Consider the following 12,657-nt stretch of genomic DNA (forward strand, 5'->3'; position numbering starts at 1 on the left):
AGACGCGTCAAACGCGCATCGGCATCACGACATAGACCGCGGATGTGTCGCCACCTTCGCGCATCAGCGCAGGATCGCCTGCGCCGTTCAGCATGAAAACGGCGTTTTCACGGTCAACCTGCGCGGCGATTTCCTGCAGGTATTTGGCGTTGAACCCGATTTCCAGGCGCTCATCAGCATAGGCGACGGCCAGTTCTTCCTCGGCATTGCCGGTATCGGGCGATTGCACCGACAGCAGCAGGCGGTCGTCTTCCATGACCAGCTTTACCGCGCGCGAGCGTTCGGACGACACGGTTGCCACGCGGTCGACCGCCTTGGCAAATTCGGCAGCGTCCACTTCCAACCGGCGGGTGTTGCCGGTGGGGATGACGCGCGTGTAATCGGGGAATGTCCCGTCGATGACCTTGGAGGTCAGTGTAATGGTCGGCGTCGCAAAGCGAATCTTGGTTTCCGAGACCGACACCGCGATCAGCGCATTATCGTCTTCCAGCAGCTTGCGCAGCTCGCCCACGGTTTTGCGCGGCACGATCACGCCGGGCATGCCAGCGGCACCGTCGGGCAGCGCGGCATCGACGCGGGCCAAGCGGTGGCCGTCGGTAGCAACCGCGCGCAGCACGGGGCCTTCTTCAGTCGTCGCGATGTGGAAGTAGACGCCGTTCAGGTAATAACGGGTTTCCTCGGTCGAAATGGCGAATTTCGACTTGTCGAACAGGCGGCGCAGCAGTGGCGCGGGGGCGGTGAAACTTGCCTCGAAATCGGCCGAGGCCATCGCGGGGAAGTCCTGCTGCGGCAGCGTCGCCAGCGTAAAGGTCGAACGACCCGCAGCAATGGTAAGACGCTCGGCCGCCGGATCGTAGCTGATCGCCACCAGCGCGCCATCGGGCAGTTTACGGACAATCTCATTCAGCATGGCGGCGTTGACGGTGGTGGCACCGGCTTGCTGCACCATAGCGCCCGCGCTGTCCTGTACCTCGATATCAAGGTCAGTCGCGCGGAACTGCACATCGGCACCGTCCGCCGCTATCAGCACGTTCGACAGGATCGGGATCGCGTTGCGGCGCTCGACCACGGATTGGGCCTGTGCCACGGCCTTCAAAAGGGCGCTGCGCTCGATACTGAACTTCATCTGCGTCTCCGGCTATCAGAACAGGGCAACATTAGCGGAACGGGCCGCGGGCGCAAGTCAAGCCTCGAGAGCACGCCGCAGGGCTTGCAGATCGTCCGCCATCTGGCTGTCAGAGGCCATCAGCGATTCGATCTTTTTCACGCCGTGCATGATCGTAGTGTGATCGCGCCCGCCGAAGTGACGCCCGATTTCGGGCAGCGACCGCGTGGTCAGTTTTTTCGACAGATACATCGCCACCTGACGCGGGCGGGCAAAGGCACGCAGACGCTTGGGGCCGACCATATCGGCGATGCGGATATTGTAATGCTCGCACACGCGGCGCTGGATATCTTCGACCGTCACGCGGCGATCCGAGGCGCGCAGGATGTCCGCCAAGCAATCTTGGGTCAGCGCGATGCTGATCGGGCGGTTCACCAGCCCTGCAAAGGCGTAAAGGCGGGTCAGCGCGCCTTCCAGCACGCGAATGTTGCTGCTGATGCGATGCGCAAGGAACGGCAGCACGTCATCATCGATGGTGACGTGCTGGTAGGATTCGGCCGCAGCCTTGGCGCGGGTTTCCAGCACGCCCAAACGCAGGCTGAAGTCGGACGGGTGCAGATCGACCACAAGCCCCGCCTGCAGACGCGAGCGGATGCGGTCGTCGATGTCGCGAATCTCGCCGGGGGCGCGGTCGCAGGAAATGATGACCTGCTTTTGCGCATCCACCAAAGCGTTGAAGGTGTGGAAGAATTCTTCCTGCGTCGAATCTTTGCCGGCGATGAACTGCACGTCGTCGATCATCAGCACATCGACGGATCGCAGCATTGCCTTGAAATCCAGCGCCTTTTTGTCGCGCAGCGCGCTGACGAAGCGGTACATGAATTGTTCAGCCGACAGATACATTACGTTCAGATCGGGGCGCTGGCTGCGCAGCTCGTGCGCGATGGCGTGCATCAGGTGCGTTTTGCCCAAGCCGACGCCGCCATACATAAACAGCGGGTTGAAACCGACGGGACCGCCCTGCGCCACGCGGCGCGCGGCGGCATAGGCCAGCTCGTTCGACTTGCCGACGACAAAGCGGTCAAAGGTATAGCGCGCATCCAGCTGTGTGCCGGGCACGGCGGTGGCCGATGGCGCGGCGGCGTAAGGGGCGGGCGTAGCCGGGGCCGCTTCGACAGGGGCGGGAATCGCTTGCGCCACGCGCGTCGCGGCGGGGCCAACACGGCGGGGCATCGCCTGCGCAGGCGCGCGGCTCGCAGCCCGCAGGCTGGGGCGCGCTGCAGCGGCGATGAAGCCCAAGCGCTGCACCTGCAACCCGATGCGGTTCAGGTGATACAGGATCAGGTCGCCGAAATTGGTCGAGACATAGTTGCCGATGAAATTGGTCGGCACGCAAAAGGTCGCAACGCCGTCTGCCAAGGTATCGAGTTCAAGCGGCGCGATCCAGTTGGTGAAGTTGTTCGCCCCCACCGCCGCCTTCAGGTTGTCTTGTACCTGTACCCAACCAGCCTTGCTCATTCGCCGTGCCCCTCATTTCGTCCATCGCATTGGCCGACATGGCCAAAGGTCCTGCATGCGATGTCGTTTTTGGGGGGCCACGGACCACATGGCGCCGCCAGCCTCATTGGCTGCGCCAAGCGTAGGGAAAAAGTATCCGTGCCGCCTCTTGCGGGCGGGCAGCGGGGTTTTATCCCGGTGTAGCACCTGCCCTGCCGGACAGGCTTTCTATGTGACGTGAACCCTTCCTCTGGCAGGAGGAAGGGCTGTAGGAAGCCCCCCGCAACTAGCAGACAACAAGGTATCGCGCGCGGCCAAGCAGCCACGTTCATGCCCTGTCGCATGCCCGTCCCTATCGGGAGGCGGTCCCCACGTTTCCCCAGAAACGACGTGAATCGCTTGGGCAAATTAGCGGTGGTTCTGCGGCCTGTTCAACCGAACAACGCGCTTGACAGAAGCTTGCACGACCGCGAATCCGCCAGCCTTTTGAATCCCGCGGATTCTTTGTCATTGCTGTGTCACAATGGCCCGCACGGGGCGGGAAGATCGGCGGGGGGCCACGTCAAAACTTGACTCTACCGGCAGTAGATTCGGGGGCGCAGACCACAAGAAGCCCTTGGAACAAAAAGGGATTTCCAGATGACCCTGCGGGAAGCAGCAGCGCCTTCCCGCGCGGTGAAAGAATCGGTCAAGGCCATGGGGACAAACGAAAAAGGCGTACCCGATTGGGTACGCCTTTTACAAATTCGTCATGCAAACGACACCCGAAGGTGCGTATGCTTAGGCGGCTGCCAGTGCTTTCACGCGAGCGGCAAGGCGCGAAACCTTACGAGCCGCAGTGTTCTTGTGCACGACGCCTTTGGTCACGCCACGCATCAGCTCGGGCTGAGCGTTCTTCAGGGCTTCAGCAGCTACTGCCTGATCGCCCGAGGCAAGTGCCTCTTCGACCTTGCGCAGGTAAGTGCGGATGCGCGAACGGCGCATTTTGTTTACTGCAAAGCGAGCCGCGTTCTGACGGGCGCGCTTGGCGGATTGGGGCGTATTTGCCATGTTGTGTCGATCCCGTCTGGGCTAATTCATATGAGGACGTGTCATTAGGCCCGACCGGCTGGCAAGTCAACAGGGGCAAGCCCCTTGTTTTACACTAGGACACGGGAATCTTGTGCATTGGGGCGAATTAACCCTGACAATGGGGGCAGAAAAAGCTGGATCGGCCCGATTGGACGATTCTTTGCACGAAACCCGCACAACCTGACGTTACGCAAGCTTCGCCCTCGCGGCCATAGACGCGGAAGGAATGTTGGAAATATCCCAGACTTCCATCGGTTTGCTGGTAATCACGCAGGCTGGAGCCGCCGGCTCGAATCGCTTCCTCTAGGACAATGCGGATGATCGGCACGATTGCCTCGACCTCGGCCGGACGCAGATCGCCTGCCAAGCGGGCGGGATGGATGCCCGCACGAAACAACACCTCGCAGACATAGATATTGCCCAGACCGGCCACGATATGCTGATCCAGCAGGGCCGATTTGATCGGTGTTTTGCGCCCCGCCAAGCGATCAACCAAATAGGCGGGCGAAAAATCGTTCCCCAGCGGCTCGGGGCCCAAAACGGCAATCAGGGGATTCGCGTCAACCGCGGCGGTCGCCATCAAGTCCATCGCGCCAAAGCGGCGGGCGTCGTTAAAGGCGATGCGCACCCCCGTCTCCATATCGAAAACCACATGGTCGTGCTTTGCGGGCGCGGCGCGCTCATGCACGTATTCGCCCAGCTGCTGCCCCGAGATCAGCATCCGCCCCGACATGCCCAGATGGATCAGCAGCGTCTCGCCACTATCAAGGTCGGCCAGAATGTATTTCGACCGGCGCCGCAGCCCCAGCACGCGCTTGCCCGTCAGCCGCGCGGCCATGTTTTCGGGAAAGGGCCAGCGCAAATTCGGCCGCCGCACATCGGCTTGGGCGATGACCTGTCCCTCCATCACGGGCAGCAGACCCGCACGGACGGTTTCAACCTCGGGCAATTCGGGCATGGCGCATTCCTTTCGCAGCAGCATGACAAGATAGTGCTGCACCAAAGGGGGAACAAGCATTTGCCTTGGCCCTGCGCAGCCGCTATCCCGTTTTTAAAGATCAGCAAGGGGCAGCCCCATGACCACGCCGCAGGACAAGACCACCCATTTCGGCTTTCAGGACGTGCCAGAGTCGGAAAAGGCGGGGCGCGTGCAAGGCGTGTTCAGGTCGGTCGCCAGCAAATACGACGTGATGAATGATGTCATGTCGGTCGGCATCCATCGCCTGTGGAAAGACGCGATGATGGACTGGCTGAACCCGCGCGCGGGGCAAAAGCTGCTGGATGTGGCGGGGGGGACGGGTGACATCTCGTTCCGATTCCTGTCCCGCGCCAAGGGGGCCCATGCGACCGTGCTGGACCTGACCGAGCCGATGCTGATCGCCGGTCGCCAGCGTGCCGAGGCCGAAGACATGGCCGCCCAACTGGATTGGGTTGTCGGTGATGCGATGGCCCTGCCCTTTCCTGACAATACGTTCGACGTCTACACGATCAGCTTCGGCATCCGGAACGTCACCCGCCCCGCCGATGCGCTGGCCGAGGCCTATCGCGTCCTGCGCCCGGGCGGTCGCCTGATGGTGTTGGAGTTCAGCCAGATGATCAATCCGGCACTGCAAAAGGCCTATGACCTCTATTCCTTTAACGTGATCCCGCGCATGGGCCAGCTGATCGCGAACGACCATGACAGCTATCAATATCTGGTCGAATCGATCCGCAAGTTCCCCGACCAAGACACGTTCCTGGGCATGATCCGTGCGGCAGGGTTTGAAAACGCGGCCTACCGCAACCTGTCGCTGGGCATCGCCGCACTGCATTCGGGCTGGAAGATCTAGGTGATGCGCGCCCCTTTGCATATTTGGCGGCTGATCCGCACGGGCGCCACGTTCGAACGCACGGGCGCGATGCGGCAGGTGCTGGACGCCATTGATGCGCCCCGCAGCCTGCGCGTGGGGCTGCGCGTGCTGGCCTTTCCGGTGCGGTGGCTGGGCTACAAGGGTGACCCCAGCCTGCCGCCGACCACCCGTGCGCTAACGGCACTGGGGCCGGCCTATATCAAATTCGGGCAGATCCTCTCGACCCGTTCGGATGTGATCGGGCCGGTGCTGGCGGGCGAGCTGCGCATTTTGCAAGATAGCCTGCCGCCCTTCCCCTTAGCCGAGGCCCGCGCCGAGATCACGCGCGAGCTGGGCCTGCCGGTGGACGATCTGTTCAGCAGCGTGTCCGAACCTGTCGCCGCCGCCTCGATCGCGCAGGTGCACAAGGCGGTTGTGCGCGAGACCGGCCAAACCGTAGCCATCAAAGTGCTGCGCCCCGGCGTTGACCGCGCGTTCAAACGCGACATCGCCGCCTTTCGGTTTTCGGCCAAATTGATTGCATTTTTGGCCCCCAAGGCCCGCCGCCTGCGCCCTAGCGATGTGGTCGATCACTTCGAAAGCGTCGTGATGGAGGAGCTGGACCTGCGCCTCGAGGGGGCCGCCGCTTCGGAATTTGGATCGAAGACAACCGATGATCCGATGTTCAAAGTGCCCAAAGTCTTCTGGGATCTGTCGGGCCGCCGTGTGCTGACGATGGAATGGGTTGACGGCATTCAGGCCGCCGATCTGGACGGGCTGGATGCCGCGGGCATCGATCGGCCTGCGCTGGCCCAGCGCATTTTGCAGCAATTCTTGCGCCACGCCCTACGCGACGGTCTGTTCCACGGCGACATGCACCAAGGCAACCTGCGCATTGGCCCGAACGGGCAGGTCATTGCGCTGGATTTCGGCATTATGGGGCAGCTTGATACCTATACCCGCCGCGTCTACGCCGAGATTCTTTACGGCTTTGTGCAGCGCGACTACCGCCGCGTGGCCGAGGCGCATTTCGAGGCAGGCTACGTGCCCGCCGACCGCGACATCGATGCCTTTGCCCGCGCGCTACGGTCTGTTGGCGAGCCGATTTTCGGGATGGACGCCACCCGCATGTCGATGGCACGCCTACTGTCGCAGCTGTTCGAGGTGACCGAGCGCTTCGGCATGCAGACCCGCACCGAGCTGATCTTGCTGCAGCGCACCATGGTCGTGGTTGAGGGGGTCACCCGCCACATCGACCCCCGCAGCAATATCTGGAAGACCAGCGGCCCCGTGATCGAGGAATACGTCCGCGACAATATCGGCCCGCGCGCCTTTATCACCGATCTGGCCGAAGCGGCCAAGGTGCTGTCGCGTCTGGGCCCGCGCCTGCCTGATTTGGCCGAACGTGCGGTTATCGCACAGTCATCCCCCGCGCAGCCCGCCCCCACCCCGCAAGGACAGGGCAAGGTGATGTTGGCTGGGGCCGGAATTGCGCTGGCAGGGGTGGCGGTGGGCGCGGCTATTCTGGCCGCGCTTTAACTGCGCAGCGCGGTCACCGCCGACGGGCTGACCGCGACATCGCCGTTCAGCACCAGCACCTGCCCGCCGTTCACCGACTGCACTTCGCGCACCGTGGCGTAAATCTCGGCCTGTTCCTGCAAAATCAGCGTTTCGCCGACATAGCTAGCGACCTCGAACGTATAAAAGCCGCTGAGGGCTTGGCCACCGTCAGCGGTCGTGCCGTTCCACGTCACCGTGTCGGTGCTGACCGGAATGGTGATACGCTGAACCTCGGCCCCGTCGGCGGCCCGCACGACCAATTCGGCCTTGTCCGACAGCGCGGCAGGGTTGGGCGAGATTGTGATGCCCGTCACCCCGTCATAAGCGGCTGCAGCGGCCACGCGCACATCCTTGCCGATCCAACTGGACATGGTGCCCAAGCTGGAAATGCCGGTCTGGGCGATCAACTGGTTTAGCAGCTGGTTCGTCTGGACCTGCTGCTCGACCCCCGAAAAGGTCGCTAGCTGCGCCGCATATTCTGTCGAATCGATCGGGTTAAGCGGGTCTTGGTTCTGCACCTGCGCGACCAACATCTTCAGGAACGTCTCAAAATCCGACGAAACGGCGGCGGCGCTATTCGACGCAGATGCGGTGGTTTGCGTCGTGGCAGGGGCGGTGGCTGCGGTAGCGGTGGTAACCATCGGATGTCCTTAAATACGAATATCAAGTTGGCCGCGCAGCGGCGCGGGACGCGGGGTGAGTGGCGCGGCATCAGCCGCAACACCATCAGCGTAAGTCATGCGGCGCGCTTGCGGGGCGGTATCCGGTTCGTCCGATTGGCTTTGCTGGTGAAAGCTGAAATCGACCGAACCATAGCCCAGATCGCGCAGGTCTGCGGCCAGCTGGTCAAGGTTGCGCCGCAGTAGATCCAGCGTCTCGGGGCGGTCGGCCTGAATCTGCATCACCATTCCGCCCTGCCCTTCGGATAGCGTCAGCCGCAAGCGTCCCAATTCCTCGGGCGAGAGGGCGATTTCCACCACCCCCTCGCCCTTGCGCGCCACGGCGGCCTCGATTTGGTTCAAAACCCCTGCGACATGGGGCGGCGGCAGTTGCGCAAGGCCCAGCGCGCGGGCGCGATGCGGGGCCAGCGTCGTGGTTTGCGGGTCGAATGGCACATCGGGCAACAATTCGTCGCCATCCTCGCGCGCGGGTTGCAGTGGTGGGCCTGCGGGTTGAATCGGGGGCGTCACGCTGGCAGGCGGCGCAATTGCCACCACTGCCACAGGTGCGGTCGCCACAACATTTGGCGTGGGGGGCAGCGGCGCCGCATCCGCTGTGTCGGGCACGGGGGCGGGCGGCGTGCGCTGGGAAAGCGGCAGCCCCTCGAGACGCACCAGATTTTGCGGGGCCGCTGGCACCGCGGCGACAGGCGCTGCGTCACGCTGGGGCGGCGCGGGTAGATCCGCCGTCTGTTCGGGGGTGGGCGGCGGTGCGACTTGCACGACACCCGCCACAGGCACATCCAATCCCACGCGCAGCAGCCAAGCAGCTTCAGAGCTGGTCGGGCGGGCAGGCTTATCGGTGTCGGGGACGACGTCGCCAATATCCCCCTCGGCAAGGGGCAACGGGGTTTGCGCGTCAAGGCCGTCTTGCGGGATGACCTCGGCCACGTCTTCGCCTTCGGGTAGGGCGGGCAGATCTGGCACTGGCACAGCAGCAGGCGTCACCAGCGGCTGCGGTGCCACTTCTGTCCCCATCCAGTCGGCGAACGCCTCGACCGTGCCGTCGTCCTCCTCCGGCACGGCCACTTTGCCCTCGCCCTCGGGCAAAAGCGCCTTTGACCCTGCCAATAGGTTCAACCCCAGCTCCATCCCTGCCCCGCGTGTTGAGTGGTCGTCCACAGGCAAACTGGCACAAGATGATTACCGCTTCTTTACCTCGCGCGGGCAAAATGGCGCGAAAGCATACAGCCTGACAGGACACCAATGATCCCCCAGCTATCGGCACAGCCGTTATCCGATTCGCCGCCCAACCACCCCGCCCTGCGCCGTGCAGCCGAGGCATTGGAAGCCAGTTTTCTGGCCGAGATGTTGAAGGCAACCGGCCTTGGCAAGGCACAGGCCGCCATGGGCGGGCAAGGTTCGGACGAATTCAGCACCTTCCTGCTAGAGGCGCAGGCCCGCGAGATTGTGAAAAGCGGCGGCATCGGGCTGGCCGAATCGCTTTATAACGCCATGGCCCAGCGCGAGGGGCAAAATGGCTGATCCCCTGCACACCCGCGCCTTGGCCCTGTTCGACGCAGAACGGCAGGCGTTGCTGCACGCCGATTTCGATGCCCTTGCCACCTTGCTGACGCAAAAAGAATCACTCGCCGCCGCGCTGGACCACGCCGAATTAGCCCCCGCTGTCGTCGCCGACATCGCCCGCGCGGCGCAACGCAACCAAAACCTGTTCGCCGCTGCCATTCGCGGACTGCGCACGGCACGCACGCAAGCCGCGCCGCCCAGTTTCAGCACCTATAGCCAAGCGGGCACGCGCGCGGCGTTTCAAGCCACGCGCCCCGCGTTCGAACACAAAGCCTGATCGTTCAAATTGCAGATATCTTTCGCCGGGCTGTTAGGCGGCTGTTAAGCGCCCGGCGACCACAACACCCCTACCAGAACGGGACGCCAGCGCCACAAACGGCGCGGGGCGGGATGTCAGAATGGCAGGCGGCGCAGCAGCGATCCGCCATCCGAAACCCAGGCGCAAAAGCGCCATCCCACGGAGGACGACATGTCCAGCATTCTTACCAACAACGGCGCAATGGTCGCGCTGCAAACGCTGAAAGCCACCAACAACGCGCTGACCGCTGTTCAGGCCGAAATTTCAACCGGCAAGTCGGTGGCGAACTCGAAAGACAACGCGGCCGTCTGGGCGATTTCCAAAGTCATGGAATCGGACGTTCAGGGCTTCACCGCGATCCAAGACACGCTCAGCCTGGGCGAATCGACCGTCTCGGTGGCGCGTCAGGCCGCCGAATCGATCGCTTCGCGTCTGAACGCGATCAAGGACAACATCGTCAACGCGCAAACCGCCAACGTTGACCGCGCCAAGCTGCAAGTCGCCATCGACGCCGACGTCGAGCAGATCAAGAACATCGTCGCAACCGCACAGTTCAGCGGCATGAACCTGATCGACGGCGGCACCGCCACAGCCAGCTTCCTTGCCTCGCTGGACCGTAAAGCTGACGGTTCGGTCGGTGTTTCGACGATCGACGTGACCGGCCAGAACCTGTCGACCGGCGATTACGTTGCAACCGCCGTTTTCGGCGCGACGACCGATGGCGTGACGGCGAACAGCGATGCCGCCGCCTTTAATCTGGACGGCGCTGGCGGCACCGGCACCATCGAAATCGATGCGGCTGCAACCTATGCTGCAGGCGACAAGATCTCGCTGAACATCGGCGGCAAAACCGCGACCTATACCGTTTCGGAAGCAGACGCTGCTACTACCACCCCCGCCGACATGATCGCCGTCGGCCTGAAGAACGCCGTCGACGCACTGGGCATCGAAGGTCTGACGGTGGACTACGACTCGGCCACCGCCGGCACGTTGGCCTTCACCAATGACGGCACCAAAGACCTGACGGTCGGCGCACAGTTCAAAAACGCCGGCGCCGGTGGCCTCAGCCTGCTGAACACCATCGACGTCAGCTCGGATGCCAGCGCTCTCAGCGCGCTGAACAACATCGACGGCATTTTGCAAACCGCCGTTGATGCAGCCGCCGCCTTTGGTGCTGTGGAAAGCCGCATCTCGACCCAAGCCGACTTTGTCAGCAAACTGACCGACGCGCTGAAGTCTGGCATCGGCTCGATGGTCGACGCCGATATGGAAGCGGCTTCGGCCCGCCTGCAAGCGCTGCAAGTGCAGCAGCAACTGGGCGTCCAAGCGCTGTCTATTGCCAACCAGTCGCCGCAATCGCTGCTGTCGTTGTTCCAATAAAATCTGGACAGGCCGGGGTTCGCCTCGGCCTTTTCACCCGCCAGCGGCAAAGCCGCTTGAAGCATTTTGTCCTGAAAGGACACCACCGCAATGAACACCATCGAGCTTGCCCGCTCGGGCTATGGCAACGCATTGGTCGGCATCCGCGACAATCGCAGCATGGAACAGGCGGTATTTTCGCGCGTGACATCGGCTTTGATCGCGGCACAAGAATCGGACTTCGCGGCAAAGGCCAAAGCCTTGCACGACAACCGCCGCCTGTGGACATGGCTTGCCGCCGATGTCGCAAGCGACCAGAACCAACTGCCCGCTGACTTACGTGCCCGCATTTTTTATCTGGCAGAATTCACCATCGACCATTCCAGCAAGGCCCTGCGCGAAGGCGCTGATCTGGCACCGCTGATCGAAGTGAACCGCGCGATGTTGCAGGGCCTTGCCCCCCGCGCCACTGCTGTCCGCGAGGCCTCGTGATGGCAGGCCTTGTGTTGAAATTGGCGCCTTTCGAACGTGTTTTGATTAACGGTGCCGTCATTGAGAACGGCGACAAACGCTCGCGATTGGCCGTGGTATCGCCGAGGGCCAACATTTTGCGCCTGCGCGACGCGATCCCCCCCGACCAAGCAAATACCCCCGTGCGCCGCGTCTGCTATATCGCGCAACTAATGCTGACGGACGATTGCGCCGAGGCCGAGGGCCGCAAGCAGCTTTTGCAAGGTATCGAACAACTGAGCCAAGCGTTGATCGACCCCGACAGCCGCCGCCTACTTGCCGAAGCGACCGAAGCTTGCATCGCCGCTGATTACTATCGCGTCCTCCGGCGGCTGCGCAGCCTGCTGCCGCGCGAGGATCGCTTACTTTCCACCCGATTGGAGGCGTAGATGTCGTTCCAGCCCGTGCTTCCGCTGTCCGGCTACACCGGCTGGCGCTTCCTGACGCAAACATTGCAACGCCAAACGACAGCGTTTGCCGCCTCGGGCGAGGTTGCGATGAACACGAAATACTTCCGCGAGAACATCGCCAAGGTGGAAACGGTTGATGACTTGATGTCGAACCGCCGTCTGCTGTCGGTCGCGCTGGGAGCATTCGGCCTGCAAGACGACCTGAATTCGAAGGCCTTCATCCAGCGCGTCCTGACCGAGGGAACCGAGACACAGGGAGCTTTCGCCAGCAAACTGTCGGACAAACGATATGCCGCCCTGTCCAGCGCCTTCGGCTTTGGCAATGCGGACGGAGTGCAGACGAGTAAGGCAGACTTTGCCGACAAAATTATCGCCCGCTACACCAGCGAATCGTTCGAGGTTGCCGTGGGCGAGCAGAACGGCGACCTACGTTTGGCGCTGAACGTGGCCGGCGGGGTCGCTGACGTTCTGGCAGCCAAGGGCAGCGAGAACGCCCAATGGTTCGCGATGATGGGTGACAGCCCGTTGCGCAATGTCTTCCAGACTGCGCTCGGCTTTCCCGCATCTTTCGCGCAGATCGATATTGACCAGCAAAAAGAGCAATTCATCAGCCGCGCCAAGGCGACTTTCGGCATCACTACTTTTGCAGACTTCGCCGACCCCGCCGCGCAGGAAAAGCTGATCCGACTGTTTCTGGTACGCAGCGAGATCAACAACAGCGCGTTCAACTCGCCCGCCTCGATCGCGCTGAGCTTGCTGGGGCGTTAACGCC

At 62.7% G+C, this 12,657-nt stretch carries 14 protein-coding genes; 8 read left to right on the forward strand and 6 right to left on the reverse strand.

Annotated features, from left to right (window positions below; translation table 11 throughout):
- Positions 1-7: 7 nt before the first annotated feature.
- The 4 genes from dnaN to mutM form a co-directional block, all read right to left on the reverse strand.
- Positions 8-1,126, reverse strand: a complete 1,119-nt coding sequence (gene dnaN / locus BVG79_RS10135) for a DNA polymerase III subunit beta (RefSeq protein WP_085786792.1) — start codon at positions 1,124-1,126, stop codon at positions 8-10.
- Between the two features lie 57 nt (positions 1,127-1,183).
- Positions 1,184-2,623, reverse strand: coding sequence for a chromosomal replication initiator protein DnaA (gene dnaA / locus BVG79_RS10140; RefSeq protein WP_085786793.1), 1,440 nt, complete (start codon positions 2,621-2,623; stop codon positions 1,184-1,186).
- 759 nt (positions 2,624-3,382) lie between these two features.
- Positions 3,383-3,652 carry a 30S ribosomal protein S20 gene (gene rpsT, locus BVG79_RS10145; protein WP_085786794.1) on the reverse strand — a complete coding sequence of 90 codons (270 nt, stop codon included), beginning with the start codon at positions 3,650-3,652 and terminating at the stop codon, positions 3,383-3,385.
- A gap of 127 nt (positions 3,653-3,779) precedes the next feature.
- A complete protein-coding gene (gene mutM, locus BVG79_RS10150; protein WP_085787356.1) occupies positions 3,780-4,631 on the reverse strand; it encodes a bifunctional DNA-formamidopyrimidine glycosylase/DNA-(apurinic or apyrimidinic site) lyase in 852 nt (283 codons plus the stop codon).
- A 118-nt stretch (positions 4,632-4,749) separates the two neighbouring features.
- On the opposite strand from mutM, the gene ubiE reads away from it, so the two are divergent.
- Together ubiE and ubiB are read left to right on the forward strand one after the other, a co-directional pair.
- Positions 4,750-5,502, forward strand: a complete 753-nt coding sequence (ubiE, locus tag BVG79_RS10155; RefSeq protein WP_085786795.1) for a bifunctional demethylmenaquinone methyltransferase/2-methoxy-6-polyprenyl-1,4-benzoquinol methylase UbiE — start codon at positions 4,750-4,752, stop codon at positions 5,500-5,502.
- Positions 5,503-5,505: 3 nt separating this feature from the next.
- Entirely contained in the window at positions 5,506-7,041 is a 1,536-nt protein-coding gene (gene ubiB / locus BVG79_RS10160; RefSeq protein ID WP_085786796.1) for a 2-polyprenylphenol 6-hydroxylase, read from the forward strand.
- Here the strand turns inward: ubiB and BVG79_RS10165 are convergent.
- Together BVG79_RS10165 and BVG79_RS10170 are read right to left on the reverse strand one after the other, a co-directional pair.
- Positions 7,038-7,703, reverse strand: a complete 666-nt coding sequence (locus BVG79_RS10165; protein ID WP_085786797.1) for a flagellar hook capping FlgD N-terminal domain-containing protein — start codon at positions 7,701-7,703, stop codon at positions 7,038-7,040. The genes ubiB and BVG79_RS10165 overlap by 4 nt on opposite strands.
- A gap of 9 nt (positions 7,704-7,712) precedes the next feature.
- Positions 7,713-8,861: a flagellar hook-length control protein FliK gene (locus BVG79_RS10170; protein WP_198167846.1), complete on the reverse strand. Its 1,149-nt coding sequence runs from the start codon at positions 8,859-8,861 to the stop codon at positions 7,713-7,715.
- 126 nt (positions 8,862-8,987) lie between these two features.
- On the opposite strand from BVG79_RS10170, the gene BVG79_RS10175 reads away from it, so the two are divergent.
- From BVG79_RS10175 to BVG79_RS10200, 6 genes are all read left to right on the forward strand, one after another.
- The gene (locus BVG79_RS10175) at positions 8,988-9,266 is read left to right on the forward strand and encodes a rod-binding protein (RefSeq protein ID WP_085786799.1); all 279 of its coding nucleotides are present in this window, start codon (positions 8,988-8,990) and stop codon (positions 9,264-9,266) included.
- Positions 9,259-9,585 carry a hypothetical protein gene (locus tag BVG79_RS10180; RefSeq protein WP_085786800.1) on the forward strand — a complete coding sequence of 109 codons (327 nt, stop codon included), beginning with the start codon at positions 9,259-9,261 and terminating at the stop codon, positions 9,583-9,585. The genes BVG79_RS10175 and BVG79_RS10180 overlap by 8 nt, the downstream gene beginning before the upstream one ends.
- 192 nt (positions 9,586-9,777) lie before the next feature.
- Positions 9,778-10,986: a flagellin gene (locus BVG79_RS10185; protein ID WP_085786801.1), complete on the forward strand. Its 1,209-nt coding sequence runs from the start codon at positions 9,778-9,780 to the stop codon at positions 10,984-10,986.
- A 90-nt stretch (positions 10,987-11,076) separates the two neighbouring features.
- Positions 11,077-11,457, forward strand: coding sequence for a flagellar biosynthesis regulator FlaF (gene flaF, locus BVG79_RS10190; protein ID WP_085786802.1), 381 nt, complete (start codon positions 11,077-11,079; stop codon positions 11,455-11,457).
- Positions 11,457-11,864 carry a flagellar biosynthesis repressor FlbT gene (flbT, locus tag BVG79_RS10195; protein WP_085786803.1) on the forward strand — a complete coding sequence of 136 codons (408 nt, stop codon included), beginning with the start codon at positions 11,457-11,459 and terminating at the stop codon, positions 11,862-11,864. The genes flaF and flbT overlap by 1 nt, the downstream gene beginning before the upstream one ends.
- Positions 11,865-12,653 carry a DUF1217 domain-containing protein gene (locus BVG79_RS10200; protein WP_085786804.1) on the forward strand — a complete coding sequence of 263 codons (789 nt, stop codon included), beginning with the start codon at positions 11,865-11,867 and terminating at the stop codon, positions 12,651-12,653.
- Positions 12,654-12,657: the final 4 nt, after the last annotated feature.

This window comes from Ketogulonicigenium robustum (genome assembly GCF_002117445.1).
Taxonomy (GTDB): Bacteria; Pseudomonadota; Alphaproteobacteria; order Rhodobacterales; family Rhodobacteraceae; genus Ketogulonicigenium; species Ketogulonicigenium robustum.

Bases quoted from the DNA above. Each gene is read 5' to 3' on its own strand.
- mutM (WP_085787356.1), bottom strand. From the start codon at position 4,631: ATGCCCGAATTGCCCGAGGTTGAAACCGTCCGTGCGGGTCTGCTGCCC.
- flaF (WP_085786802.1), top strand. From the start codon at position 11,077: ATGAACACCATCGAGCTTGCCCGCTCGGGCTATGGCAACGCATTGGTC.
- BVG79_RS10165 (WP_085786797.1), bottom strand. From the start codon at position 7,703: ATGGTTACCACCGCTACCGCAGCCACCGCCCCTGCCACGACGCAAACC.
- BVG79_RS10180 (WP_085786800.1), top strand. From the start codon at position 9,259: ATGGCTGATCCCCTGCACACCCGCGCCTTGGCCCTGTTCGACGCAGAA.
- rpsT (WP_085786794.1), bottom strand. From the start codon at position 3,652: ATGGCAAATACGCCCCAATCCGCCAAGCGCGCCCGTCAGAACGCGGCT.
- ubiB (WP_085786796.1), top strand. From the start codon at position 5,506: ATGCGCGCCCCTTTGCATATTTGGCGGCTGATCCGCACGGGCGCCACG.
- BVG79_RS10200 (WP_085786804.1), top strand. From the start codon at position 11,865: ATGTCGTTCCAGCCCGTGCTTCCGCTGTCCGGCTACACCGGCTGGCGC.
- flbT (WP_085786803.1), top strand. From the start codon at position 11,457: ATGGCAGGCCTTGTGTTGAAATTGGCGCCTTTCGAACGTGTTTTGATT.
- dnaN (WP_085786792.1), bottom strand. From the start codon at position 1,126: ATGAAGTTCAGTATCGAGCGCAGCGCCCTTTTGAAGGCCGTGGCACAG.
- BVG79_RS10185 (WP_085786801.1), top strand. From the start codon at position 9,778: ATGTCCAGCATTCTTACCAACAACGGCGCAATGGTCGCGCTGCAAACG.
- BVG79_RS10175 (WP_085786799.1), top strand. From the start codon at position 8,988: ATGATCCCCCAGCTATCGGCACAGCCGTTATCCGATTCGCCGCCCAAC.
- ubiE (WP_085786795.1), top strand. From the start codon at position 4,750: ATGACCACGCCGCAGGACAAGACCACCCATTTCGGCTTTCAGGACGTG.
- dnaA (WP_085786793.1), bottom strand. From the start codon at position 2,623: ATGAGCAAGGCTGGTTGGGTACAGGTACAAGACAACCTGAAGGCGGCG.